Source organism: Nonomuraea sp. NPDC050790 (genome assembly GCF_044456745.1).
In the GTDB taxonomy this organism is placed as follows: Bacteria; Actinomycetota; Actinomycetes; order Streptosporangiales; family Streptosporangiaceae; genus Nonomuraea.
Genome location: NZ_JBITGF010000007.1, coordinates 598,924 through 625,379 on the forward strand (window position 1 = coordinate 598,924; position 26,456 = coordinate 625,379).

18 protein-coding genes are annotated in these 26,456 nt (G+C 71.0%); 6 read left to right on the forward strand and 12 right to left on the reverse strand.

Going from position 1 to position 26,456, the window contains the following annotated elements:
• Positions 1-103: 103 nt before the first annotated feature.
• Complete coding sequence (locus ACIBEJ_RS35995; protein WP_397187386.1) at positions 104-817, forward strand: hypothetical protein; 714 nt, start codon at positions 104-106, stop codon at positions 815-817.
• A gap of 139 nt (positions 818-956) precedes the next feature.
• Here ACIBEJ_RS35995 and ACIBEJ_RS36000 read toward each other — a convergent pair whose 3' ends face one another.
• From ACIBEJ_RS36000 to pepN, 11 genes are all read right to left on the reverse strand, one after another.
• Positions 957-1,907, reverse strand: a complete 951-nt coding sequence (locus tag ACIBEJ_RS36000; protein WP_397187387.1) for a hypothetical protein — start codon at positions 1,905-1,907, stop codon at positions 957-959.
• A gap of 175 nt (positions 1,908-2,082) precedes the next feature.
• A complete protein-coding gene (locus tag ACIBEJ_RS36005; RefSeq protein ID WP_397187388.1) occupies positions 2,083-3,348 on the reverse strand; it encodes a serine/threonine-protein kinase in 1,266 nt (421 codons plus the stop codon).
• Between the two features lie 107 nt (positions 3,349-3,455).
• Positions 3,456-6,287 carry a TIM-barrel domain-containing protein gene (locus ACIBEJ_RS36010; RefSeq protein WP_397187389.1) on the reverse strand — a complete coding sequence of 944 codons (2,832 nt, stop codon included), beginning with the start codon at positions 6,285-6,287 and terminating at the stop codon, positions 3,456-3,458.
• Positions 6,284-9,523 (reverse strand): TIM-barrel domain-containing protein, encoded by a 3,240-nt coding sequence (locus ACIBEJ_RS36015; RefSeq protein ID WP_397187390.1) that lies wholly within the window; start codon positions 9,521-9,523, stop codon positions 6,284-6,286. The genes ACIBEJ_RS36010 and ACIBEJ_RS36015 overlap by 4 nt, the downstream gene beginning before the upstream one ends.
• Before the next feature lie 13 nt (positions 9,524-9,536).
• On the reverse strand, positions 9,537-11,867 hold the full coding sequence (locus tag ACIBEJ_RS36020) for a TIM-barrel domain-containing protein (protein ID WP_397187391.1): 2,331 nt from the start codon (positions 11,865-11,867) through the stop codon (positions 9,537-9,539).
• Positions 11,864-12,934, reverse strand: coding sequence for a glycoside hydrolase family 15 protein (locus ACIBEJ_RS36025; protein WP_397187392.1), 1,071 nt, complete (start codon positions 12,932-12,934; stop codon positions 11,864-11,866). Before ACIBEJ_RS36025 ends, ACIBEJ_RS36020 begins: the two co-directional genes overlap by 4 nt.
• A 31-nt stretch (positions 12,935-12,965) precedes the next feature.
• Entirely contained in the window at positions 12,966-14,222 is a 1,257-nt protein-coding gene (locus ACIBEJ_RS36030) for an ABC transporter substrate-binding protein (protein ID WP_397187393.1), read from the reverse strand.
• Positions 14,223-14,235: 13 nt separating this feature from the next.
• Positions 14,236-15,108: a carbohydrate ABC transporter permease gene (locus ACIBEJ_RS36035; RefSeq protein WP_397187394.1), complete on the reverse strand. Its 873-nt coding sequence runs from the start codon at positions 15,106-15,108 to the stop codon at positions 14,236-14,238.
• Positions 15,101-16,036 carry a carbohydrate ABC transporter permease gene (locus ACIBEJ_RS36040; RefSeq protein ID WP_397187395.1) on the reverse strand — a complete coding sequence of 312 codons (936 nt, stop codon included), beginning with the start codon at positions 16,034-16,036 and terminating at the stop codon, positions 15,101-15,103. Before ACIBEJ_RS36040 ends, ACIBEJ_RS36035 begins: the two co-directional genes overlap by 8 nt.
• Positions 16,033-17,250 (reverse strand): ROK family protein, encoded by a 1,218-nt coding sequence (locus ACIBEJ_RS36045; protein ID WP_397187396.1) that lies wholly within the window; start codon positions 17,248-17,250, stop codon positions 16,033-16,035. Before ACIBEJ_RS36045 ends, ACIBEJ_RS36040 begins: the two co-directional genes overlap by 4 nt.
• Positions 17,251-17,548: 298 nt before the next feature.
• Positions 17,549-20,113: an aminopeptidase N gene (gene pepN / locus ACIBEJ_RS36050; protein ID WP_397187397.1), complete on the reverse strand. Its 2,565-nt coding sequence runs from the start codon at positions 20,111-20,113 to the stop codon at positions 17,549-17,551.
• 91 nt (positions 20,114-20,204) lie between these two features.
• Between pepN and ACIBEJ_RS36055 the strand changes: the two genes are divergently transcribed.
• The 3 genes from ACIBEJ_RS36055 to ACIBEJ_RS36065 are packed head-to-tail and all read left to right on the forward strand — an operon-like array spanning position 20,205 to position 23,605.
• Positions 20,205-20,825 (forward strand): DsbA family protein, encoded by a 621-nt coding sequence (locus ACIBEJ_RS36055; protein ID WP_397187398.1) that lies wholly within the window; start codon positions 20,205-20,207, stop codon positions 20,823-20,825.
• A gap of 10 nt (positions 20,826-20,835) precedes the next feature.
• Entirely contained in the window at positions 20,836-22,176 is a 1,341-nt protein-coding gene (locus ACIBEJ_RS36060) for a DUF2254 domain-containing protein (RefSeq protein WP_397187399.1), read from the forward strand.
• 25 nt (positions 22,177-22,201) lie between these two features.
• A complete protein-coding gene (locus ACIBEJ_RS36065) occupies positions 22,202-23,605 on the forward strand; it encodes an aldehyde dehydrogenase family protein (protein WP_397187400.1) in 1,404 nt (467 codons plus the stop codon).
• A gap of 606 nt (positions 23,606-24,211) precedes the next feature.
• On the opposite strand, the gene ACIBEJ_RS36070 is transcribed toward ACIBEJ_RS36065, so the two are convergent.
• The gene (locus ACIBEJ_RS36070; RefSeq protein WP_397187401.1) at positions 24,212-24,685 is read right to left on the reverse strand and encodes a ribose-5-phosphate isomerase; all 474 of its coding nucleotides are present in this window, start codon (positions 24,683-24,685) and stop codon (positions 24,212-24,214) included.
• Positions 24,686-24,788: 103 nt separating this feature from the next.
• On the opposite strand from ACIBEJ_RS36070, the gene def reads away from it, so the two are divergent.
• Complete coding sequence (gene def, locus ACIBEJ_RS36075; protein ID WP_397187402.1) at positions 24,789-25,274, forward strand: peptide deformylase; 486 nt, start codon at positions 24,789-24,791, stop codon at positions 25,272-25,274.
• Between the two features lie 9 nt (positions 25,275-25,283).
• Positions 25,284-26,012 carry an SDR family oxidoreductase gene (locus ACIBEJ_RS36080; protein WP_397187403.1) on the forward strand — a complete coding sequence of 243 codons (729 nt, stop codon included), beginning with the start codon at positions 25,284-25,286 and terminating at the stop codon, positions 26,010-26,012.
• Positions 26,013-26,456: the final 444 nt, after the last annotated feature.

The following is a 26,456-nucleotide window of genomic DNA, read 5'->3' on the forward strand; positions in this document are numbered from 1 at the left end:
GATCTCCATGCTCGGAAGCACGATCGCGGCCCGCCAGTGCTGTTGCGGCCAATGGCAAGAAGATGACGTTATGTCACGCGCGACGGCGGCCTATGCTCCGGTCGTGGAAGTGATCACGGTCCAGCGCGACTTCCAGGGCAGCACGGACGTCGAGACCCGGCACCTGCGTCCAGGAGAGTCGATCAGCTTCGGGCGCGGCACCGCCGACACCCCGGTCGACCTGCCGCTCGACGACCCCGCCGTCTCCCGCAAGGCCGGGACGCTGCGGGCGGTCAAGGACTACTGGGAGATCTCCAACCTGTCGCGCCGCTACGCCTACGTCGTGGAGAACCTGGAGGGCGGCGGATTCGTCCGGCTCTCGCCCGGCACCGTCGACGCGCCGATCCCGTTCGAGACGGCCAGGGTGCGCGTGCCCGGCCGCCAGGACCAGCTCACCTTCCTCGTGCTGGCGCCGCTCAAGCGCCGCCTGGCCACCGAGCACGACTCCGGCGGCGCCACCAGCACGGCGCAGCCGTACCCGCTCGATCCCGCCGCCAAGTACTTCCTCGTGCTCGCCGCGCTGTGCGAGCCTCAGCTCCGCGATCCGGCCCGCGACCGCGTGCCGAGCGTCCCCGAGGTACGCCGGCGGCTGGCCGCGCTCGGACTGAGCAGGTCGGCCGTCAACTACCACGTGGACTTCCTGGCCGGGACCAAGTTCCGCCTCCAGCCGCCCGGCCAGGGGGCAGGGGTCGACTGGAAGCCCCGCTCGATCGTCAGCCACGCGCTCCGCTTCGGCCTGATCACCCCGGCCCACCTGGTCCTGCTCCCCCCGGAGTAGCCGCCCCGCCACGTGCGATCGGCCGTCAGCCCACAGGAGCAGCCCCGGCACGTGCTTCGGCTGTCACCCGCGCAAAGCAGTCCGGCCACGTGCTTCGGCTGTCACCCGCGCAAAGCAGTCCGGCCACATGCGTCGGCTGTCAGCCGCGCAAAAGCAGCCCTGCCACGTGCTCGCTGACGCCGTGCAGCAGGGTCGCGGGCGCGATGGGGTGGTCGGCGATCGCGGAGAACAGGGCGGGCAGGCCCGGCAGCGGGAAGCCGTCGTCCTTCAGCGCCGCCGCCCCGACGTCGTTCTTGTCCAGCGCCGCCCTGCTGCGCTCCCACGCGTCGAGCACCTCCTCCGGCGAGGGGACGCCGAAGCCGTGGCCCACCGGGGCGGCGTGGCGCAGCCGTACCAGAGGGGTCTCGGCGAAGGCGAGCGCGCTGCGGGCGCGGGTGCCGAGGTCGCGGCGCGGCTCGGGAGCGATCCAGTCCATGGCGGTGCAGGGCTTGCGGCAGGTGGCCACGCACACCGCGAGCGCGCCGGCGACCTGGCTGTGCTGGCGGTCGAAGTAGGCCCGCCAGCCCTCGGGCGGCTCGCCGGCCACCCGCAGCGTGCGGTTGGTGGCCGACTGCTCGGACTTGGTGTGGTCGCAGTCGCGGTCGCCGATCACGCCGAACCTGCTGCCGTCCGCGCTCAGCCCGGCCGGCCAGCGCGCCGGGTCGCCCGCGTGGCCCAGTTGGGGCTCGAAGGCCAGCAGCGGCAGGTACTCGCTGGCGATGTGCACGGCGGCGATCATCGGGCTCAGCTCGCGCCGGTGCCACCGGATCGCGATGACCTCCAGCAGCAGGCCGTAGGCGGGGCGCAGCGACTCCAGCGCGCCGCGCGGCATCTCCCGCGGCGTCTGCGGCATGTGGCAGGCCCGCGCCCGGCGCCGCAGGTCGGCGGGCACGCCACGCGCCTCGACGGCGAAGTCCTCGGCGTCGAGCGAGAGCAGCCGCTGCCCGAACTCGCACACGGCCGCCACCTCCTCGTCGGAGGCGAGCGCACCGAGGTCGGCGAAGGCGTAGCGGCGGGCCAGCGCGACGAGCAGATCACGAGTCGTATCCACGCGATCACTCTCTCACGGCTTTGAAACCGCCCGTGTCCCCCTGATCGGAGGCCGTGCGGTCTGTCCAGACGGTCACCCTGCAAGCTTAGAGATGGTCGGCGGGGCCCAGGAGCGATGCACTACGTGTCATGGACATGCACTGGACTGATCTGAACCCGAAGGCGGGCGCCACCCATCACGACGGGCAGGGCTCGCGGACACACTGAATCTCGCCCGGCGTCCCGCCGGTGGGCTCGACGGTGGGCTCCTGCGGCCCCGGCGTCGTGGGCTCGGCCGTGGGCGTGGGCTCCGCGGTCGGGGTCGGCTCGGCCGTGGGGGTGATCGTGGGGGTCGGCCGCGTCGGCGTCGGCTCGGGCTCGTTCGTGGCCGTCGGTGTCGGCTTGGGGGTGGGCGAGGTCTTGGCGGGCGGCAGCGCCGGCTTGCCCTTGACCTGCTCGCGCTCGGTCGGCGGCGCCACGGTGGCGTTGCTGCCCGGCGGCAGGACGCTCTGCTGCTCCAGCGGCGTCGCGGGCCGTAGCCACAGCGAGCCCACCACGGCCGCCGAGGCCAGCACCGCGGCCGCCACGGTCAGCGCGCCGACCAGCGCGCGGCGGCGGCGCGGCGCGGGCGAGGCGTGCGGGTCGGCCAGCGCCCTGCGCGCGGCCTCGCCCATGTCGGCGGCCGAGGCCCAGCGCCGGTCGGGCGTCTTCTCCAGCGCCCTGGCGACCACCGCGCGCGGTCCTGGCGGGATGTCGTCGGGCAGCGTGGGCGGCGGCTGGTGCAGGTGCTTGTAGATGATCTGCACGGGGGTGTCGCCGTCGAACGGCAGCCGCCCCGTCAGGCACTCGTAGGCCACCACGCCCAGCGCGTAGACGTCGACGGCGGGCGTTACGTCGCTGGCGGTGGCCATCTCCGGCGCGCAGTAGCCGGCCGAGCAGAGCATCGCGCCGGTGGCGGTGAGCTGGCCGGCCGAGACCGAGTGGGCGATGCCGAAGTCGGTCAGCGCCACCCGGCCGTCGGGCCGCAGCAGCAGGTTGCCCGGCTTGACGTCGCGGTGGACGATGCCCTGGGCGTGGGCCGCGGACAGCGCGTCGGCCACCTCGGCGACCAGTCGCATCGTGTGGGCGAAGGTGAGCGGCTCGCGGTCGAGCGCCCGGTCGAGCGACTCGCCCTCGACGTACTCCATCACCAGGTAGCTCAGCGTGCGCTCGCCGACCTTGGCCAGGCCGTAGTCGTAGACGTCGACGACGCCGGGGTGGCGCAGGGTGGCCATGGCCCGCGCCTCGTTCTGGAAGCGCTGGGCGAAGGTGGGATTCTCGCTCAGGGCGGGCGTGAGCACCTTGAGTGCGACCTCGCGGCCGAGCACCGTGTCGGTGGCACGCCAGACCTCGCCCATGCCGCCACCGCCGATCCTGCTGGTCAGCCGGTAGCGATCGTTGAGTGTGGTCCCCGAACCGAGCACGCCTTCAACGCTAACACCGGCGCCTGCCCGCCACGCGCGAATCCGCAAGCGGGCACTGCCCTGAGAGCAGGCGGGCGCCCCCCTGAGAAGGGGAGCGCCCGCATTGTTCAGAACGTGCCGGTGGTGGTTCCGCCGCTGCCCGTGGCGGGGGTGGTGAAGGCGCTGTTGGCGCCCGGTTGCCACTGGTCGGCGGTGTCGGGGAAGTTGGCCTCCTGACGCTTGACGCACTTCCACTCGACCGGGGTGTTCGGCGGGAGCTTGCCGATCGTGCCGGTCCAGGTCGGGTACGCCGTCGGCGACAGCTTGACCGCGCTCGCCACCGACCACCCGCCCAGTTGCGGGACGCTGCCGACGGCGTAGACGGACTGGCCGGGCGTGGTGGCGCCGTTGGCGCAGGAGAACGTCATCGACACCGGCGCCTGGCCGAGCGTGAACGCGAACGTCTTGGCCGTGGTGACGCTCACGCTCGCCGACTTGGCCACGACGAGGTTGCCGCCCGCGTTGTACCAGCCGCTCGCGGCCGCGTCGAAGGCGGCCTTGTTCGCGTGCTGGGTGAGGGCGGCGCCGTTGAGCGTGACCGCCGACGCCTGCGTCTCGGTGACCAGCTCGACGACGTTCCTGCGCGCGCTCGGCGCGCCCGTGTAGGTGCCGCTGGACGCGGCCACGGTGACGGTCGCGGTCGAGCCGCTGAGCTGCTGTCCGAGCTGGGTCGTCCGTACGGCCCCGCCCTGGTACGCCGTGGTGGCCCCGTCATCCTCGTAGAGGGTGAAGTTCGAGGCCGCCGGATCGGCGTACACGCGGGCGACCAGCTCGTCGCGGGTGGTGGCGTCGGTCCGCTTGCCCAGGACGTTCATGGTCTTGTCGTCCACGAACATCTTGGGGATGATCGCCCCCGCCCTGGCGAAGGCGGGCAGCTTGAACTCGCCGCCGACCCACAGCGGCCGGTCGTTGAACCATTGGCCGGAGCTGGTCAGCTTCTCGCCGGTGTGGTAGTCGAACCATGTCCCCGAGGGCAGGTACATGTTCCGCTTGCGCTCGTTCTTGCCGGCCACCACGCCGACGAGCAGGTCGCGGCCGATGAGCTTCTCGCTGCCCATCTCCCGCACGTTCTGGTCGTTCTGGTAGTGGTAGACCAGCGGCGGCACCACCGGCTCGCCGGTCCGGTTGGCCCGGTGGGCGAGCGAGTAGTAGTAGGGCGTGAGCTCGTACCTCTGGCGGAGGTTGGCGAGGTTGCTGGCCACGTGGCCGATCTTGTCGGGGGAGGTCTGCGCGCAGTTGCACAGGTTCTCGGTGTGCGGGCGGACCGGCACCTCGAACCAGGCGCCGTTGGCCAGCCACTGGGTGTAGAGCTCGTTGAGGTCGGAGTCGAGCATCTCGCGGCGGAAGCCGCCGATGTCGGAGCCGAAGTAGTCGATGCCGGACATCGACATGTGCATCTGGACGTTCTGCTGCTGCGCCAGCGCGGTCAGCTTCGAGCCGATGTCGGCCGACCACATGGCCACGCCGTGCCGCTGCATGCCGGCGGCGCCGGAGCGGGCCAGCAGGAACGGGCGCTTGGTGGTGCCGTTGGCGTAGCCGCGGGCGATGCTCTCGGCCCACTTGAGGTTGTAGACGTTGTGGTAGTCGGCGTGGGCGTGCTTGCCGGGCAGGACTCCCGCGGTCCAGTCGGCGGCGTCGTACATCTCGGGCTCGCCCAGGTCGAGCCAGTGGCCCTGGACGCCCTGGTCGACCAGCGGCTTGCGCTTGGTGGTGTGCCAGTAGTCGCCGGCGGCGTCCTGGGTCCAGTCGATCATGCCGCCGCGGCCCCACCAGTCGTTGGTGGTGAGGTAGGCGGGGGCGCAGGTGGCGCAGCCCGCCCGGTTGAGGTAGCCGCGGGTGGCCATGTCCGCGTGCTCGGGCAGGTTCTTCCCGATGTAGGACTCTTCTATGGTCATCAGGCCGACGCCTTTGTTCGCCTGATAATCGGAAATAGCGGCGGATGGGTTGGGGAAGGCTGATAAATCCCAGGAAAGTGAGCCCATGCGGGTGTTGTCGGAGCCGGCGGTCACGCCGCCGAACCACGGCAGGTCCAGCACGAAGCCGTCCACCGGGAACTTCGCCGTCCGCAGGCCGTTCAGCCGGTTGTCGACCTCCGCCCAGTTGTCGTAGCCGAACTCCGACACCCACAGCCCCAGCGCCTTCTTCGGCGGCACCGGCGGGCGGCCGGTCAGCTCCAGGTAGTCCTTGCGCAGGTCGGGCAGGTCCGCGCCGGTCATCGTGTACCAGCGGAGCTGGTCGCCCCAGGTGTCGACCGTCCAGGGGTCGCCGGTCAGGTTCCACTCCTGCTTGTAGACCTGGTCGAGCAGGAGACCGTAGTTGAGGTTGGCCGCTCCGACCGCGAACAGCACCGGGATCTGGGCGTTGCCGACCGGGCCGTTGTCGGTGTCGTAGACCATGGCGTTGCCGTACTGGCCGCCGGGGGTGCGGGTGCGGCCCACCCAGTCGCCGTCGGCGCTGCCGCCCATGAAGAACTGCTCGCCGAGGCCGTAGGCGTTCTGGATCTGGCCCTTGGTGAGGGACAGGCCCTTCCACGCCTGGCCCAGGTTGCGGGGGCAGGCTTCGTACAGCTGGCGGGTGGGGTCGGAGACCTTCACACACAGCGTCCCCGGCGTGACCTCGACCTTCATCGCGGCCGTGGTGAGCGTGTTGCCCGACTGGTTGAAGCTGGTCGGGCCGGTGTAGTCCTTCTTGGCGATCTGCGGCGTGGTGAACAGCGGCGCGCCGGTCCCGGGGCCGGTTCCGTTCGCCAGCTCGAAGTGGACCAGGTCGTCGTCGAGGAACTCCACGACCAGGTAGGCGGAGCCGCTGGTGAACTGGACCCGCTGGACCGCCGCCTGCGCGGGCAGGGCGACGAGCAGCGGGGCCAGCAACGCGGCCAGGAGGATCAGGACGCGTCTCATGGGCGGGCCACCACCAGGTTGTCGAGGTTGATCCCGTTGCTCGTGTATTCGATCTTGATGGTGTGGGCGCCCGCCGTCAGGTTGACCGGGAGCGTGGCGGTGCCCCAGGTGTCCCAGTTCGGCTGGGCGGGCAGCGACAGGGTTCCGGCCGAGACGCCGTCCACGTAGACGGTCCTGGTGGCCGCGACGGTCGTGGAGTAGCGGAACTTGAGCTGGTGGCTGCCCGCCGCGTCCGCCTTCACCTGGAAGGAGACCGCGTCGCCGGCCTGGGCGAAGCCGTCCACGAAGCCGGTGCCGGTGTAGCCGGGGTGGTCGTTGTTGGTGCTCGTGCCGGTCCCGGCGGCGAACTCGGCCTCATAGGCGGCCTTGTCCACGCCGTTGAGCACGATCGTGCGGTTGCCGGTGGCGCCGGCCAGTTTGACGTGCGTGAGCTGCTGGACCGGGTCCCACCACCAGCCCTCGCTCGCCGCCTTGAGGTCGGCGAGCGTGGCGCGCGCCGTGGCCCCCGTGACCGAGGTGGGCTTGGTGGAGGCCACCTGCAGCGTGCTGGTGGTGGTCAGCGCGGGAACCGTGACGGTCGCGGTGTGCGCGCCCCAGTTCTCGACGCTGGAGACGGTACGGCTCACGCCCGCCGAATCCTCGAAATACGAGTATGAAGTGGACCCCGCCGGATAAATCCGGAAGGCGAGGTTGGTGTAGCTGGTGACGCTGTTGCCGATCTCGCCGCCCAGCTCGTAGTCCGCGTTGAGGTTCAGCGGGATGATCGCCCCCGGCTTGGCGTAGACCGGGATCGTCTCCAGCCCGGCCGTGTAGGACTTGGTGCCGGGGCCGGTGAAGCGCCCGCCGTTCCACAGGTCGTACCACTCGCCCGCGGGCAGGTAGACGTTCCTGGACGAGGCCCCCTGCGCGGTGACCGGCGCCACGAGCAACTGCGAGCCGAACATGTACTGCTGGTCCTGCGCCGCCGCCGTCGCGTCGCCGGGGAAGGAGTAGCTCATCGCCCGCATCATCGGCGCCCCGGTGACCGAGGCGGCCTTGGCCTCGGTGTAGAGGTAGGGAATCAGGTTCATCCGCACGTTGGCGAACTTGCGGAACGTCGGCACCACCGTGGTGTTGCCGGTGCGCGCCTGCACGTTCCACGGCGTGCGCGCCTCGGAGACCGACGGGTTGGCCTTCTCCGAGTGGTACTGCATGACCGGCGAGAACACCGCCTGCGCCGCGCTGCGCAGATACAGCTCCGCGCTCGGGAAGTCGCCGGTGAACCCGGCCAGGTCCCACGCCGTGTACGGCACGCCCGACTGCCCCGCCGAGATCATCGCCCGCACCGCCTCCTGGAAGGCGGGGAAGCTGGAGTTCTGGTCACCGGCCCAGAAGATCGAGTTGGCCTGCGCGCCCGCCGTCCCGGCCCGGCTGAAGATCGTGTTCTGCGCGCCCTTGCCCTTGACGTAGGCGTTGTACGCCTGGGTGTAGCTGTTGGGGTAGGCGTTGTGCATCTCGTCGCCCTTGCGGCCGTCGGCGAACTGCACGCCCCTGCCGAAGATCGCCTCGCTGCCGTCGGTCTTGAAGCCGTCGACGCCCACCTCGTCCATGAGGTAGTCGCGCTTGCTCATCCACCAGTTGGTCGCCGCCGTGCTGGTGAAGTCGGGCACCATGCTGTCGCCGAACCACTGCCCGGTCGGCACGCGGTACGGGCCGTTGGTCGGGTTCTTCACGACGTAGTTCTGCGCCTGCGCGTGGGCCTTGTCGTTGAGGTGCTGCTGCGGGGCGGTCGGCGGGTTGCTGTCGAAGTTCTCCTTCAGCACGGGGATCTGCCAGAGGATCACCTTCACGCCCTTGTTGTGGGCGTTGGTGACCATGGCCTTGGGGTTCTGCCAGGCCGTGCCCGCGGGGAAGGTCAGGTTGGAGTAGGAGAGCTTGCCGCTGCCGGGCGTCGGCGTGTACGTGGCGCCGTGCCAGACGTAGAACGTCGCCTCGTCGCTCCACTGCTCCAGCACCAGGGCGGTGTGCGGGATCTTGTTCGTGGTGACCTTGTCCAGCTCGCTCTCGACCTCGGTCTGGGTGTTCCACTCGTTGGCCGACATCCACACGCCGAAGGCCCACTTCGGCGGCAGTTGGGGGCGGCCGGTGACCGCCGTGTAGTCGTCGACGATCTTCGCGGGCGTGCCGGTGAAGACGTGGTAGTCGAGCGTGGAGTTCAGGGCGCCGCCGGTGTCCACGGTGAACACGGCCCGGTCGCCGGGGGCGAAGCGGGCGTAGCGGGTGCTGTTCACGTAGACGCCGTAGCCGGCGGAGTTCAGGAAGAAGGGCACGCTCAGGTAGGTGCGCCGGGTGGCGCCCTGGTCGCGGTACTGGTTGTAGACGTAGTTGTGGACCTCGGTGCCGCGCTGGTCGAGGCGGTCGTAGCGCTCGCCGTACCCCTCGAAGCGCTCGCCCGAAGGCGAGCTGTAGGCGTCCTCGATCTTCGTCACGGTCGTGGCGCCGTCGCTGGCCCAGCGCAGGTTGGCGGCGTCCTGGCGGGTGATCAGCGTGGTGCCGTCGGACTTGTAGACCGACACCCGGTACGGCGACTTCTGGATCTTCAGCACCATCGCGCTGGTGGTGATCGTCAGCGTGCTCGCCGAGTCGGAGACCGTGTAGCCGGAGGTGCCGGAGATGTTCAGGCCCTGGCCGTTCGGGGCGACCTGGGTGCGGAAGCGCTCGGCGGCGGGGAAGGCGAAGCGGATCTTCGGCGTCAGGCCGCCCGCGCTGTCACCGGTGGCGACGTCGACCGAGGTGCCGTTGTTGGTGAAGCCGGTGACGTTCGTCGGCGAGCTCCACGAGGTGACGGTGAACGAGAACGGGCCGACGGACTTCTGCCCGCCGCCGTTCACGTCCGCGTTGACCGTGTAGCTGATCTTGTCGCCCCGGGCGAACGAGCCCAGGTTGATCTTCCAGTAGCTGTTGTTGCCGCTGTTGTAGTCCCAGGCGGCGCCGACCGGGGTCTGGTTGACGCCGTTCTTGGTCCAGGTGGCCCAGACCGTCTGGCCGGGCTCGATCGGCCAGGTGGTGGCCTTGACCGTCACCGCCTCCCCGGCCATCGGGTCGCGCGGCGCGCGCTCGTGCGGCTCGCTGGAGTACAGGTCGTCGATGCCGGTCGGGTTGTGGAAGACGCCGTCGAGGGCGTACGCGGGAACGGTGACGAGGGAGGCCAGCAGGACGATCGCCGCGACGACGACGCCCGACCGTAAGCGCAGCAAGGTGGTGCACCTCTCAGACGGAGAAGACGGTGGAGAGCTCGGGCCAGCGCTCGGCGGAGCAGAGCACGGGCGGGCGGTCGAGGGGAGCGGGCAGCGTGACCTCCTGCCCGCCGTCGAGGCGCGTGCCGGTCCAGACGTCGACCCACGCGCCTTCAGGTAGATAGACCGAGATTTCCGAAACGTCAGGTTCGGTGACCGGCGCCACCAGCAACGCGTCCCCCAGCTTGTACTGCAGCGGGAAGCGCCAGATGGCCGGATCGCCCGGGTGGTCGAAGAACAGCCCCCGCATCAGCGGCGCCCCGCCGCCGACCGCCTTGCGCGCCTCCTCCACCAGGTACGGCACCAGCCGCTCCCGCAGATGCGCGAACCCGCGGAAGACCGGCAGCACCCGGTCGTCACCGGTGCGCTCGGCGACGTTCCACGGCGTGCGGTCGCGCGAGGGCGTGCGGTGGTGGTTGAACTCCGAGTGGTACTGCATGATCGGCATGAAGCACGAGGTCCCCGCCGCCCTGAGATACAGCTCCGCACCCGGCACCTCGCCGGAGAAGCCGGCCAGGTCCCAGCCCCAGTACACGATCCCGCAGGCGGAGGCGGTGATCCCGGCCCTGATCGAGTTGCGGAACGCCTGCCAGGTGGAGTCCTCGTCGCCCGCCCAGAACGCGCCGTGCGGCTGCGACCCGGTGAACCCGGCCCTGCTGAAGGTCACCGGGGCCTTGCCGCACTCGCGCAGCAGGTCGCCGAAGGCCCGCGCGTAGTGGACGGGGAACAGCCCGTTGCCCTCCGCGCCCGAGCGGCCGTCGGCGTAGCGCAGGTCGTGGCCCCACGCGTGCTCGCCGCCGTCGGTCTTGAAGCCGTCGACGCCGACCTCCTCGACCAGGTAGCGGCGCTTGGCCGTCCACCAGTCGCGCACCTCGGGGGAGGACAGGTCCGGCATCAGCGCCAGCGGGAACCACCAGCCGCGGTTGCGGTAGGGCCGCCCGTCGGCCTCCTTCACGCCGTAGCCGCGCTCGGTGAGCTGGCGCGCGTCCACCGCCGCCTGGTGACGGGGGTGCGGGCGCATCTTCTGCAGCGGGATCTGCCACAGCAGCACCTTCACGTCGCGCTCGTGCAGTTCGTCGACCATGCCCTTGGGGTCGGGCCAGGGGCCGTCGGCGGGGAAGGTGTAGTCGGCGTAGCGGTGCGGCTCCTCGCCGGGCGCGTACTCGGCGCCGCGGAACGCGGTGAACGTGCTCTCGTCGCTCCACGCCTCGATGACCAGCGCGCCAACCGGGATGTCGTGCTCGCGGTGCAGGTCCATCTCGGCCATCACGCGCCGCTGGGTGTTCCACTCGTTGCCGCTGGCCCACAGCCTGAACACCCACGCGGGCAGCTCGGCCGGCCGCCCGGCGTCGTCCAGGAACGCGTCCAGCACCCGGGCGGGACCGCCGTCATAGGTGCGCACGGTCAGCTCGGCCTCGGGCCCCACCTCGGCCTCGACCCGGATCGTGTCACCGATCTCGTACCAGGTGCGGCGGCTGGTGACCACGTGGAAGCCCCAGCCGCGCCCGCCCACCACCAGCGCGAACGGCATCGGCAGGTAGGTGCGCCCGTGCTCGCCCTGCGCCTTGTACTGCTCGAACACCACCGCGTCGAGCGCGCGCCCGCGCTGGTCCACGGCGTCGAAGCGCTCACCGAACCCGACCACGTGCTCGTCGCGGCCCAGCTCCAGCTCGAACCGGACCCGCCGCACGCCGTCGCCGTCGCTCAGCCACCGCACGCTGCCCGGCACGATCCCCTCGCCGTGCAGCTTCCCGCCGCCGTCGGACCAGACCGCCGCCGTCGTCTCGAACCATCGCGTGGTACGGCTCCCGCCGCCCGCCAGCGCGGCCACGAAGCGGTAGCGGTAGCGCCTGCCCGCCTTCAGCGCCGGGGAGGTGACGCGCCACGACCCCGCGGCGGCCCGCGCGGCTCTGGCCTGGGCGGCGGCCAGATGCCCACCGTCCAGCCCACCCTGCGTACCGCCGTCCGCAGCACCCCCCGCAGCGCCGTCTGCAGCACCCCCCGCAGCGCCGTCCACAGCACCCTGCGGACTGCCGTCCAGCCCACCCTGCGTACCGCCGTCCGCAGCACCCCCCGCAGCGCCGTCCGCAGCGGATTTCGCGGCGGTTTCCGTCGTGGCAGGCGTGAGCGGCAGTTCGACCGGCGCCGCGCCGTCCTCGTGCCACTCGCACACCATCGAGGTGACCGTGCCCGAGGCGCGTACCCGCAGCTCGACCGCCTCACCGGCCAGCGGCCAGGCGGGCACCCGCTGGTCCTCGGTCAGCGCGTACGGGTGGCCGGACCCGAAGGGACGGTGCCGGATCATGAGGACACTCCCAGCTCGTCGGCGAGGATCAGGTACATGCCGTGCGACCACAGCAGCGGCGTGGCCACGGTGCCCCAGCGGTCCAGCCACTCCTGCTCGTACTCGGGGGCCAGCATCAGGTCCGACACCTGCTCGGGCAGGTCGCCCTCCGGGGTCGCCTGGGCGGCCATCCAGTCGAGGTAGCGGCGGGCCTCCTGCGGGCGGCCCGCCCGGGCGTGGTTCCAGCCGAGGAACCCGGCCAGCAGCACCCACCGGCCGCCGCCGTAGAAGGTGTCCTTCAGGTAGCGGTAGACGCCGCCGTCGCGGGCCAGTTGCCGCTCCACCTCGGCGACCGTGGCCGCGCCGACCGGGTGCCCGGCCGGGTAGAGGCCGAACGGCTCCACGCAGGCAAGCAGGCTGCCGTCCACGGCGTCGCTGCCCAGCCACTTGCGCAGCCGTCCGTCCACGACGCCCTCGGCGGACACGAGCGCCTCGATCCCGGCCACGGCCTCGGCGGCAGCCGTACCCTCGGCGGGGGAGAGCACCCCGAGCGCGCGCGCGGCCCGCAGACCGGCGTGGATGGAGCCGAGCGTGGCGACGTGCCGCTGCTCGACGTTCTCCTCCCACCAGTCGTAGCAGGGCAGCGCCCAGAAGGCCGACAGGTAGCGCGCGGCGGTGCGCACGCCCTTGTCGGTCTCCGGCACCGCGCCGTGGCGGCGGGTGTGCTCGGCCAGCGCCCACAGCCAGGTGCCGTAGCCGTCGAGCTGGAAGTCCCACCACCCGTCGTCGCCGTTGAGCCCGTCGAGGGTGAAGCGGGTGGGCAGCATGTCGGCCGGCGGGATCGGGCCCTGCCGCGACAGCAGCGACTCGACCTGCCCGGCGCGGTCCGCGACGACCCGCGCCGACCAGCGGTGGAAGGCGGCGGCGCCGTCGGCGTCGCCGTGCCTGCTCACCCCCTCGGCGATGAACGCGCCGTCGCGCAGCCAGGAGAAGCCCTGGTAGGCGGAGAACGACGGCGAGGCCGGGTAGGCCCCGCTGGACGACTGGTACCTGCGGATCACGTCGAGGCTGTGGGCGACGAGGGACACGGGTGCGGAACTCCTCAGCAGATCTGTGTGGTCAGCCCAGCAGGGCGTCGACCTTGGCGGCGGCGGACTTGAGCGCTTCTGCGACCGGCTTGCGGCCGGCGGCGGCCTCGGTCAGCTCCTTGGTCACCGCGTCCTGCATCTCCTGCTGGCGCTTGATGACCGGGGGCAGCGCGATCGACTTCAGCGAGTCGAAGACGGCCTGCCGGTTGGCGGGCTTGGGGTCCTTGAGGTATCCGGCCAGCAGTTGCTGGTCGGAGACGGGCGGCAGCTCCCACGAGGAGGCGATGCGGGTGTTGGCCGCGACGTCGGAGGAGCTGAGGAACTTGGCCCAGGCGTAGGCGGCCTTGCCGTTCTTGGTGGTGGCCGAGGCGGCGACGGCGTTGTGGAAGACGGCGCTGGCCTTGGCGCTGTCACCGGGCTCGACGACGACGTCCCACTCGAACGGCACGTCCTTCAGGCCGGCGAACTGCCAGATGCCGTTGTGCCACATGGCGAGCTTGCCGGACTTGAACAGGTTGGTGTCGTAGTCGGCGGTGCCGCCGATCTCGGCCTCGGTCGGCATGGTCTTGCCGACCTTGGACACCAGCCAGGTGGCCGCCTTGACGCCGGCCGGGCTGTCGAAGGCGGACTTCTTGCCGTCGGCCGACAGGAACTCGCCGCCGGCCTGCTTGAGCGTCTTGTAGAACTCGAAGAACTGGACCGGCTGGTAGTCGCCGTACACCTTGGCCTTCTTGTCCGTCAGCTTCTCGGCCGCGGCCTGCTCGTCGGCCCACGTCCAGTCGGCGGTGGGCGGCTCGATCCCGGCCTTCTCGAACAGATCCTTGTTGTAGAAGAGCACGACGGTCGAGAAGGAGGCGGGCAGCGCGTACTGCTTGCCGTCGTGCTTGAAGGAGTTGAGCGACTCGGCGGCGTAGGCGGAGCTGTCGCCGTCGCCCGCGACCGTGCCGAGGTCGAGCAGGGAGCCGGCGCCGGCGTAGGTGACGAAGTTCTCGTAGTTGAGCTCGAAGGTGTCGGGGGCGGTGCCGCCGGCGATGCTGGTCTGCAGCTTGGTGAAGTACTGCTCGTAGGGGGCGGTCTCCACCACGACGTCGATGGCCGGGTTGGCCTTCTCGAAGGCCGCGGTGATCGCGTCGAGGTCCTTCACGTGGTCGGGGGCGGCGGAGAAGGTGAAGTAGCGCAGCGTCGTCTTGCCGCCCTCGCCGGTGGGGGCCTTGGTGGCCGAGCCTTGGGAGCACGCGGTGGCCAGCAGCGCGGTGGCGACCAGAGTGGTCATGATTTTTCGCGACATATCCGTGTTCCTTTTACTTAAGCCCTGTCTGGGCCACGCTGGCTATGACGTGCTTCTGCGCGAAGACGTAGAGGATGAGAATGGGCACCACGCTGATCACCGACCCGGCCATGACCACGTCCCACTGCGTCGTGAACTGGCCGTGGAGGGTGGCCAGGCCGAGCGGTAGCGTCATGAACTCCGGCGACTTGATGATGATCAGCGGCCACAGGTAGCTGTTCCAGCTCGCCATGAAGCCGAAGATGGCGAAGGTCGCGAGCGCCGGGCGGATCAGCGGCACCACGATGTAGAGAAAAATTCGGAAGTGCCCGGCCCCGTCCAGGACAGCCGCCTCGTCGAACTCCTTCGGCACCTGGTTGATCGCCTGCCGCAGCAGGAACACCCCGAACGCCGAGGCGATCGTCGGCGCCAGCAGCGCGAAGTAGGTGTCGACCAGGCCCAGCGTCCGCATCTCGATGAACAGCGGCACGACCAGCACCGGCAGCGGCATCATCAGCGTGGCCAGATACACGCTGAACAGCGCCCCGCGCCCGGGGAACGGCAGCCTGGCGAAGGCGTAGGCCGCCATCGCGCTGGTCAGCAGTTGCAGCACCGTCGAGGCCACGCCGATCCACACGCTGTTGAGCAGGATGCGCCAGAACGGCAGCGTCTCCATCAGCTTGCGGTAGGCGTCCAGCCCCGCGCCGTCCGGCGTGAAGTCCGGCGGTACGGCCAGCACCGCGTCACCAGGCGTCAGCGACGTGATGACCGCCCAGGCGAACGGGAACAGCATCACCGCAGCGCCCAGCGTCACCAGCAGATACCGGCCTGCCTGGCCGAGCCCCGCCCGGCGGGTCAGGACGGATGTCCCCGCCTCGCCGCGGATCCGTCCTCGCGCCCTATCCATAGGTCACCCACCTGCGCTGCGCCCTGATCTGGACGACGGTCACGACCAGCACCACGGCGAACAGCAGCCACGACAGGGCCGAGGCCATGCCCGCCCTGCCGTACCGGAAGGTGAGGTCGTAGATCTGCGTGACCACCACCTGCGCGTTGCCGCCCGCCATGATCCGCACCTGGTCGAAGACCTGGAAGCCGTTGATCAGCGAGATCACCACCACGAAGAACGTCGAGGGCGACAGCAGCGGCAGCGTGATCCGCCGGAAGCGCTGCCAGGCAGACGCGCCGTCCACGAGCGCCGCCTCCTGGAACTCCTTGGGGATCGCCTGCAGGCCCGCCAGCAGGATCACCATCACGAACCCGAGGTCCTTCCAGGCCGAGGCCAGGATCACCGAGGGCATCGCCCAGTCGGGGTCGGTCCACCAGCCGGGGCCGCTGATCCCCACCAGCCCGAGCGCCCAGTTGACCAGGCCGCTGGCCGGGTTGAGCAGCCACTTCCACATCAGCGCCACGACCACCCAGCTCGTGATCACCGGCAGGAAGTAGATGCCGCGCAGCAGGCCCCTGCCGCGCATCGCCCGGTTGAGCAGCAGCGCCAGGCCCAGGCCGCCGGCGTAGACGAGGGGGAGGTAGCCGGCGATGAAGTACAGCGTGTTGCCGAACGCGGTCAGCGTCTGGGGGTCGCCCAGCAGTTCCGCGTAGTTGCCGAGGCCGACCCAGCGCATGTCGGTGATCAGGTCCCACTCGTGCAGGCTCGTCCAGAGGGAGCCCAGCATCGGGATGATCGTGTAGAGCATCAGGGGGATCGCGCTGGGCAGCAGGAAGACCGCGACGGTTCCGGCATAGCGCCACCGGCGCCCCTTCTCCGGCCCGCTCGCACCGGGCACGGCCGTGGGCGGGCGGGCCGTCCTGACCCGCGTGGGCGAGGCGGTCATGTCGCGGCTCCTATCAGCCGGGCCCGCACCAGGCGGCCCTGCTCGCCCGCCGCCCCCGCCGCGTCGAACGGGGTGGCCAGCACCAGCGCCGCGGCGCCCTGCGCCCAGCTCGTGTCGTCCCAGCTCTCCACCTCGACCGCGATGTCGCGCCGGCCCGGCAGCAGGTGCGCGCGCAGCGCCCCGTGGAAGCCCTCGCTCCACAGCGCCCACTGCGCCGTGCCCTCGCCCAGGACCACCACGACCTCGGGGTCCACGACGTTCACGAGCCCGGCGGTGGCGCGGCCGAGGATCGCCGCCGCTTCGGTGAAGACCTCGCGCGCCGGGCCGGGGCGCGCGGCGGCCCGTCCCAGCTCCCTGACGGCCGCGCCCTCGGTGACCCGTGCCGGGTCGCCCGTCGCCAGGCCCTTGACGCGGGCGGCGGCGGCCAGCCCGGCCGCGCCCACGAACGCCTCCAGGCACCCGGTCGCGCCGCAGCCGCACACCGGCCCGTCGGGCGCGACGGGGACGTGGCCGAACTCGCCCGCGCCGCCCCTGGCCCCGCGGTACACGCGCCCGTCGGCCACCACGGCGGCGCCGACGCCGCGCCCTATCGTCAGCACGAGGAAGTCGCGGTGGGTGCGGCCCCTGCCGTACAGGCGCTCGGCCGCGGCGAGGGCGTTGACGTCGTTCTCCACCAGCACCGGCAGGTCGAGGCGGCGGCGCAGCCGGTCGCCGACGGGCATGGCCTGCCACCCGAGGGTGGGCGCGTTCACGGTGCCGACGGCCTGGTCCTCGACGCTGCCCGGAACCCCGATGCCGACGCCGAGCAGCGGCGGCGCGCCGTCGATCTCCTCCAGCACCGAGGCGATGGCGGCGCCGAGATCGTCCAGGCAGCCGGGCGCGGCCGGGTCGAAGGGGCGCTCCCAGGAGCCGAGCACCTCGCCGTCGAGCCGGACATCCACGAGCACCAGGTGGTCGGCGGTCACCTTGACGCCGAGCGCCCGGCCCGCGCTGCCGACGAGCCCGAGCCGCTGCGCGGGCCGGCCGCCGCGCGACGGCTTGAGGTCGAGCTCCTCCAGCATGCCCGAGCCCATCAGCTCGCGGGTGAGCTGCGTGACGCTCGCGGGGCTGAGGTCCAGCTCCCGTGCGATCTCGGTACGGCTCAGCGGTCCCACCGTGCCCAGCAGGGCGAGGATCGCCGTCCGGGTGAGGTCGCCGCGGTCTGTGCCTGCCATGCCCTCGACTTTCTTTAGTCATAAAGTTAGTGGTGAAAATATGCGGCCGAGGCTCCTCACCTGTCAAGAGGGGACATGTGCGGACTTTTGTGAACCTGGAAGCTTAGAGGTGGTCCGTCCGGGCGGGCGCCGCCAAGGTGGAGACACGGGGGCACGGGGGCGGTACTGGCTGTGGCGGTGGCGGTTTTGTCAGCGACCGCACCGCTTCGGCCGGTGCCAGCGAACGAGCCAGGGGGTCCTGGAAACGCGAAGCCCCCGCCGGACGGGACCCGGCGGGGGCTTCGCGTTCGACCTGCCGTCAGGAGGCGGCGGCGTCGGTTGCCCGGTTGCGCAGCGCGCGCCGTACCCCGTCCTCGCCCTCCAGGATCATGCGGCGCAGCGCCTGCGGCACGTCGCCACCGGCCAGGTACGCCTGGGCGGCGTCCAGCGTCTCCTGCTCGACCTGCAGCGCCGGGAAGCAGCCCACGGCGAAGCCCTGCGCGACGTCGAAGCTCCACTCCTTGTAGACGCGGCCGACCTCGGCGAAGTACTTCTCCCTGAACGGCGTCAGCAGCTCGGGGTGGTGCGGGTCCTGGAACCCGGCGACCGTCGTGCGGAAGACCGCGTTCGCCAGCTCGCCGCCGGTGATCGCGTCCCAGGCGGCCTGCTTGGCCTCGGGCGTCGGGATCGCCGCCCGGCACAGCGCCGCGGAGCGCTCGCCGGTCGCGGTGGCGTCGCGCTCGAGCTCGGCGGCGATGTCCGCCTCGCCCAGCCGGCCGCCGGACACCAGCGCGTGGATGAGCGTCCAGCGCAGGTCGGCGTCGACGGTCAATCCCTCCGGTACGGCGGAGCCGTCCACGATGCCCGCCAGCACGTCCAGGTCGCCCTCGGCGGCCGCGACGCCGGCGAACGCCTGCAGGTAGGCGAGCTGGTAGTCCGAGCCCGGCTCCGCGCCGTCGATGAGCTCACGCGCCATCGCGGCCAGCATCGACAGGCCCTCGGGCCGCCAGGCCGGGTCGGCGTACTGCTGGACGGCCAGGCGCGCCTGCCGCAGCACCGTCTGCAGGACCGTGAGGTCCTTGACCGTGCCGCCGCCGGAGACGACCAGCTTGACGTAGTCGCGCGTGGACATCTCGCCGTCGCGGGTCATGTCCCACGCCGCCGACCAGCACAGCGCCCGCGGCAGCGAGTCGCTGAACTTCGTGATGCCGCCGTCCACCAGCGTGCGCAGCGAGCGCTCGTCCAGGCGGATCTTGGCGTACGTCAGGTCGTCGTCGTTGACCAGCACCAGGTCGGGCTGCTGCTCGCCGACCAGGTCGGGCACCGCGGTGCGGGCGCCGACGACGTCCAGCTCGACCCGCTTGGTCCGGGTGAGCACGCCGTCCACCAGCGAGTACAGGCCGATCGCGACGCGGTGCGAGCGCAGCGTCGGGTAGTCGGCGGGAGCCTCCTGCAGCACCTCGAAGCTCTCGAACCGGCCGTCGGCCGACACCGTGAACGACGGGCGCAGCGTGTTGACCCAGGAGGTCTCCAGCCACTCCTTCGACCACGACGACAGGTCGCGGCCCGAGGTGCGCTCCAGCGCGCTCAGCAGGTCCTTGAGCTCGGTGTTGCCCCAGGCGTGGTCCTTGAAGTAGTCGCGGACCCCGGCCAGGAAGTTGTCCAGGCCGACGTAGGCGACGAGCTGCTTGAGCACCGAGGCGCCCTTGGCGTAGGTGATGCCGTCGAAATTGACCTCGACCGCCTGCATGTCCACGATGTCGGCGGCGATCGGGTGGGTGCTCGGCAACTGGTCCTGGCGGTAGGCCCAGGACTTCTCCACGTTCGCGAACGTCGTCCACGCGCCCTGGCCCCAGCGGGTGGCCTCGGCCTGGCACAGCACGGACATGTAGGTGGCGAACGACTCGTTCAGCCACAGGTCGTCCCACCAGCGCATGGTGACCAGGTCGCCGAACCACATGTGCGCCATCTCGTGCAGGATCGTCTCGGCGCGGCGCTCGACCACGGCGTCGGTGACGCGGGAGCGGAAGACGTAGTCCTCCAGGAACGTCACGCAGCCGGCGTTCTCCATCGCCCCGGCGTTGAACTCGGGCACGAACAACTGGTCGTACTTGCCGAACGGGTAGCGGACACCGAAGACCTTGTGGAAGAAGTCGAAGCCCTGACGGGTGACCTCCAGGATGTTGTCGGCGTCCAGGTGCTCGGCCAGCGAGGCCCGGCAGTAGACGCCGAGCGGGATGCCGTCGTGCTCGGAGGTCACCTTGTGGTACGGCCCCGCCACCAGCGCCGTGATGTAGGTGGACATGACCGGCGTGGCCGGGAACACCCACTTGTTGTCGGCATGGACCGCGCCGTGCCTGCCACCTTCCTGGGGCAGCGGCTCGACGCTCTCGGCGGCGGCGTTGGAGACGACCTCCCAGTCGGCCGGGGCCAGCACGGTGAGCTGGAAGGTGGCCTTCAGATCGGGCTGGTCGAAGCAGGCGTACATGCGGTGCGCGTCGGCGGTCTCGAACTGGCTGTGCAGGTAGACCTTCTGGTCGACCGGGTCGACGAACCGGTGCAGGCCCTCGCCGGAGCGCGTGTACGTGCAGTCGGCGTCGATGCGCAGCTCGTTGCTCTCGGCCAGGTCGCCGAGCGGGAAGCGCCCCTTCTCCGCGTCGTAGGCGGCGGCGTCGAGGTCGACGCCGTTCAGCGTCACCTGGCGCACGCGCGCGTCGTGCAGGTCGATGAACGTCGAGGCGCCCGGCTGCGCGCTGAAGCGTACGGTCGTCACACTCTCGAAGCGTTCTTCGCCTTCGGTCAGGTCGAGCGCCACCTCGTACGATTCGACCTTGAGCAGCCGGGCGCGCTCGCGTGCTTCGTCCCGGGTAAGGTTCCCTGCCAAGTTCCGCTCCTTCTACACCACTTCATCGGGGTTTGCCGGAATCTTCCCATGATGGGAATAGCCTTTGTTCCACCCCAGGTTATGACCCTGCGTGACTGAGAAGACTCCTGTAGATCTCTGGTTCGATCCTTTCTGCCCCTACGCCTGGGTCACCTCCCGGTGGCTCATCGAGGTGGCGCAGGTCCGTCCCATCGAGATCCGCTGGCACATCATGAGCCTCAACGTGCTCAACGAGGGCAAGGATGTGTCCGACGCCTACCGCGAGAAGATCGCCCGCGCCATCGAGCCCGTGCGCGTCGTCGCCGCGGCCAGGCAGAAGTACGGCGAGGCCGCCATCGGCCCCCTGTACACCGAGCTCGGCACCCGCCTCCACAACGAGCGTGGCAACGACCGCCTCGACCGCCTGCGCGAGCTGGTCGAGGCCGCGCTGAGCGCCGCCGGCCTGGACCCCGAGCTGTCGGCCGCCATGAACTCCCAGGAGTACGACGACGACGTGCGCGCCTCCCACGACGAGGGTATCGGGCTGGTCGGCCAGGAAGTGGGCACTCCGGTCATCCGCGTCGGCGCCAACGCCTTCTTCGGTCCCGTGATCACCTCGATCCCGCGCGGGGAGGCCGCCGGCCGCCTCTGGGACGGCGTCCAGATGGTGACCGAGTTCGACGACTTCTTCGAGCTCAAGCGCACGCGTACCAAGGAGCCCGCATTCGGGTAGGACCCCCTGCGTGGGACGGTTCGGGGGAATCGGCGCCTACCTCTCGCTCAAGCCGCGCGGGGAGCGCCTGCGGGACACGATCTGGTTCGTGCCGCTGCTGATGATGACGGGCGCCTACCTCGGCGCGTACGCGGTCGAGGAAGTGCAGGTGGCCCTCGAACGCAGCACGGCCGCGCAGGCGCTCCTCGAGGATCTCGAGCTCCACCAGTTCACGCTGCCCGCCGACGCCTCGCTGCTCAGCGACCTGAAGGAGGGCGTGAAGGGCAGCCTCTCCACGCTGACCGGCGCGCTCATCAGCTCCATCACGCTGCTGATGTCGCTCACGCTGGTCGCCGTCCAGCTCGCCTCCTCCCAGCTCGGACCGCGCCTGATCGGCGACTTCCTGCGCAACCGGGTCGTCCAGGTCACCATCGGCCTGTTCATCGGCACCTGGATCTTCGGCAACCGCACCACCAGCTCCATGAGCCGCGAGGTCGTCATCCCCTCGCTCGGCCTGTTCGCCACCCAGGTGCTCACCGGGGCCTGCCTGGTGATGCTCGTGCTGTTCGTGCAGGCGGTGGTCAGCGAGGTGCGCATCCCCGTCGTCCTGCCCCGGCTGGTGCGCGAGGTCGACCTGCTGCTCCACCGCGACTTCGAGGGCGCGCCGGGTGAACCGCCCGCCGGCGCCAGCGGCGCCATCCTCGCCGCTCGCTCCGGCTATCTGGACCTCGTCCACGCCCGGCCGCTCGTGCGGTGGGCGGTGCGCCGCCGTACCGTGGTCACGCTCGTCCACCTGCCCGGCACGTTCGTCATCCAGGGCACGCCCGTGGCGCTCACCTCCACCCCCGTCACCCTCACCCGGGGCGACCGGCGGCGGATGGACCGCTGGATCACCCTGTGCCCGCTGCCGCGTACCGGCTCCACCGTCGTCGGGCCGGTCAACCGGATCGTGGAGATCGCCCTGCGCGCGCTCTCCCACGCGATCAACGACACCAACACCGGGCTCGCCTGCGTCGAGTGGCTCGGGGAGGCGTTCCGGCGGCTGATCCCGATCCCCGACGAGCCGGAGTGCCGCACCGACCGGCGCGGACGCGTACGCCTGGTCACCTGGCGCACCGACACCGCCAGGCTGGCCGAGCACGCCTTCGGGATGATCCGCGTTTCGGCCAAGGACAATCCCGTGGTGCTGGTGCGAATCCTGCGAGTTTTCCAGGATCTCGGACATCTGCCGCTTTCCGTGGCGCTGCGCCGTACCCTGCTGGAAGAAGGAGACCGGGTCCTGGCCACGGCCCGCACTCACGTTCGGCCGGAATGCGACGTGCGCGCGGTGGAGCAGGCCCACCACGTCATGCGCCAAGCCCTCGCAATGTGACGGCGGGCGCGCGAGGATGGGGGCTATGCGTCAGCTCTATATCGGCGGTGCCTGGACCGCTTCCGCGTCAGGAGAGGCGATCGAGGTCGTCAACCCCGCGACAGAGGAGATCATCGACCGGGTGCCGGCGGGCGCCCCCGACGACGTCGAGGCCGCCGTCAGAGCCGCACGCACCGCCTTCCCCTCCTGGTCGGCGACGGGCCCCGGGGAGCGGGGCAAGTTGCTGGCCGCCGCCGCCGACCTGCTGACCGAGCGGGCGGGGGAGATCGCGCGCACCATCGCCACCGACATGGGCGCGCCGCTGGGCTTCGCCCTGAAGGTCCAGACGCTGATGCCCGCCGGAGTCCTGGCCGGCTACGCGGAATTGGCCGAGACCCACCCGCGCGAGGAACGCGTGGGCAACTCCCTGATCGTCAAGGAGCCCGTCGGCGTAGTAGCCGCCATCACCCCGTGGAACTACCCGCTCCACCAGATCATCTGCAAGGTCGCCCCCGCGCTGGCGGCGGGCTGCACGGTGGTCCTGAAGCCCAGCGAAGTGGCCCCGCTGGCGGCCTACGCGCTGGCCGACATCTTCCACGCGGTGGGCCTGCCCCCGGGCGTCTTCAACCTGGTCAGCGGCCGGGGCCCGGTCGTGGGCGAGGCCATGGCCACGCACCCCGAGGTCGACCTGGTCTCCTTCACCGGTTCCACCGCCGCGGGCCGCCGAGTGTCCTCACTGGCGGCCGAGACCGTCAAGCGGGTGGCGCTGGAGCTGGGCGGCAAATCCGCCAACATCATCCTCCCCGACGCCGACCTGCGGGCCGCGGTGAAGGTGGGCGTGGCCAACTGCTTCGTCAACTCCGGCCAGACGTGCTCGGCGTGGAGCCGCATGCTCGTCCACCGCGACCAGTACGACGAGGCGGTGGGCCTGGCGGTGGAGGCGGCCGCCAAGTACACCGTCGGCGACCCCTTCGACGAGAACAACCGCCTCGGCCCCCTGGTCTCCGCCGCCCAGCGCGACCGCGTGGTCCACTACATCAACCGGGGTCAGGAGGAGGGCGCCCGCCTGGTACACGGCGGCACGGAATCCCCCCACCCCAGGGGCTACTACGTGGAGCCCACCATCTTCGCCGCGGTGGCGCCCGGGATGACGATCGAACAGGAGGAGATCTTCGGCCCCGTGCTGACGATCATCCCGTACCTGTCGGAGGACGAAGCCGTCAAGATCGCCGACGGCACCAAGTACGGCCTGGCCGGCGCCGTCTGGGCCGGCACAGAAGCCCGAGCGGTGGCCCTGGCCCGCCGCCTGCGCACCGGCCAGGTGTCCATCAACGGCGGCTCCTTCAACCCCCAGGCCCCGTTCGGCGGCTACAAGCAGTCGGGAATCGGCAGAGAACTGGGCGAGTACGGCCTGGACGAATACCTGGAAACCAAAAGCCTCCAACTCTGACCCCACGCCGCCCTCTCCAGCCCCACCGCCCCAGGGCACGGGGCACGGGGCACGGCACCTCGGCGCCCACCACCCGACGCCGCGCCAGCCTCGCCGGTCCGCGCCCCCACGGGCACGGGCACGCGGGCACGGGCACGCGGGCGCGGGCACGCGGGCACGGGCACGCGGGCGCGCGCACGAGGGTGCGGCCGTTCCAAGCGGACCGCACCCCGGTGCTTGTCCGGCGCCGCGACGGCGGGACGTGGGTCGGCGGCCTTCGGCGCCGCCCTGCGGCGGCCAGCGCGACCCACGAGCGCGCACGACGGCGCGGCGGCTTCCAGCGGGCCGCACCCCGGTGCTTGTCCCGGCGCCGCGCGGTGGGGTGGGGGTCGGCGGGGCTCGGCGCCGTTGTGCGGCGGGCGGGGTGGGGCATGGGGGCTGGGCAACTACGGAGTTGTTACGGCGAGCAGCCCGTGAGCCCTCACGACCATCGCTCGACAGACCCAAGCCCACCACGGCGGGGCGGGTCAGCGGGCTCTGCCGTAACGGAAACAAGGCCCTTGAGCCGTAACGGAAACCACGGCGCTAACCGCAACAGAAGATGCCGCAACTGGCCTAAAGGAAAGACTAGTCGGCGGGGAGGGCGGGGAGCTGGCCGATGGTTTCGTAGGTTTCGAGTTGGGCGATGCGGCGGCTGTGGCGTTCGGCGCCGCTGAAGGCGGTGGTGAGGAAGACCTCGACGAACCGGGTCGCCTCCTGCTCCGTGTGCATGCGCGCCCCCACGCCGATCACGTTGGCGTTGTTGTGCTCGCGCGCCAGCCGGGCCGTCTCCTCGCTCCACGCCAGCGCCGCGCGGATGCCGCGCACCTTGTTGGCCGCGATCTGCTCCCCGTTGCCCGAACCCCCGATGACGACGCCCAGGCTGCCCGGGTCGCCCGCCACGCCCTCGGCCGCGCGCAGGCAGAACGCCGGGTAGTCGTCCTCGGCGTCGTAGACGGCGGGGCCGCAGTCGATCACCTCGTGGCCCGTGTCCTTAAGCCAGGACACCAGGTGGTTCTTCAGCTCATAGCCGGCATGGTCGGCACCGATGTAGACACGCACCCGACCAGTCTTCCACACGGCCCGCCACGGCAGGCCGCACCGGACCGCGCGCTGGCTAAGGTAATGAGCGTCCGTCTACCGCAACCCTTACGGAGCCAACCCCATGCGTGAGATCCGCGTGCTCGGCGACCCCGTCCTGCGAACCCCGGCCGAGCCGGTCACCGACTTCGACAAGGAGTTGCGCAGGCTGATCGACGAGATGTTCCAGGCCATGTACTCGGTGGACGGCGTCGGCCTGGCCGGTCCGCAGATCGGCGTGTCGCGGCGGCTGTTCGTCTACGACATCAGCGGGCGCAAGGGCCACCTGGTCAACCCGGTGCTGACCGTGGACGATCCTGAGCCGGTTCTCGACGAGGAGGGCTGCCTGTCGGTGCCGGACCGTACGACGGGCAAGCCCCAATACGCCCAGACCCCCCGCGCCGCCGGGGTCACCGTGGAGGGGCTCGACCGGCTCGGACGCCCGCTGCGCATCAAGGCCCGCGGCTCCCTGGCACGCTGCTTCCAGCACGAGACGGACCATCTGGACGGCACGTTGTACGTCGACCATCTGTCCAAGGACGCCGCCCGCAAGATCATGCTGCGGGCGTAAGTTGCTCCCATGACTGATTTTTCGGGCAAGGGGGCGTTGGTGACCGGCGGTTCGCGCGGGATCGGCCGCGCCGTCGTCGAACGCCTGACCGCCGACGGCGCCCAGGTCGTCTTCACCTACCGCGGCGACGCCGACGCGGCCAGGGAGGTGTCGGAGTCGACCGGGGCGCACGCCGTACAGGCCGACCAGGGCTCACGCGCCGATCTCGAACGTCTGTTCGCCGAGACCGAGAAGATCCTGCCCGGCCTCGACATCCTCGTGAACAACGCCGCTGAAAGCGGCCGCATCCCCATCCACGAGATCGACGAGGAGACCTACGACCGGGTCTTCGCCGTGAACGCCAAGGCCACCTTCCTCGCCATCCAGTGGGCGGGACGCGTCATGCGCGACGGCGGCCGGATCATCAACCTCTCCACCCTCAACACCGCCATGCCCGCAGGTGGGCTGACCCTCTATGCGGGCAGCAAGGCAGCGGTGGAACAGTTCGCCAAGGTCGCGGCGCGCGAGCTGGGCGGACGCGGCATCACCGTCAACACGGTCTCCCCGGGCGCGACGGACACCGACATGCTCCGCTCCACCAACTCCCCCGAAGCGCTCACGGCGGTCCCCGCCTACACCGCCCTCCAACGCCTCGGCCACCCCACCGACGTCGCCTCGGTGATCGCCCTCCTCTGCAGCCCCGACGGCGCCTGGCTCACCGGCCAAAACCTCCTCGCCACGGGGGGATTGTTCCTCTAAGTTTCTCTTTGTTTGGTGTGTGCCTAAAAGCCTTGGTTTCCGTTACGGCAGAGCCCGCTGACCCGCCCCGCCGTGGTGGGCTTGGGTCTGTCGAGCGATGGTCGTGAGGGCTCACGGGCTGCTCGCCGTAACAACTCCGTAGTTGCCCAGCCCCCATGCCCCACCCCGCCCGCCGCACAACGGCGCCGAGCCCCGCCGCCCCCCACCCCACCGCGCGGCGCCGGACAAGCACCGGGGTGCGGCCCGCTGGAAGCCGCCGCGCCGTCGTGCGCGCGCTCGTGGGGTTGTGCTGGCCGCCGTAGGGCGGCGCCGGAGGCCGCCGACCGGCGTCTCGCCGTGGTGGCGCCGGATAAGCGCTCGGCGCCGGAGGCGGACGCCCTCACACGCTGGCCTTCGCGGCGCCCAAGAGCGGGCTGGCGAGGGCGCGCGAGGCATGTTGCCCAG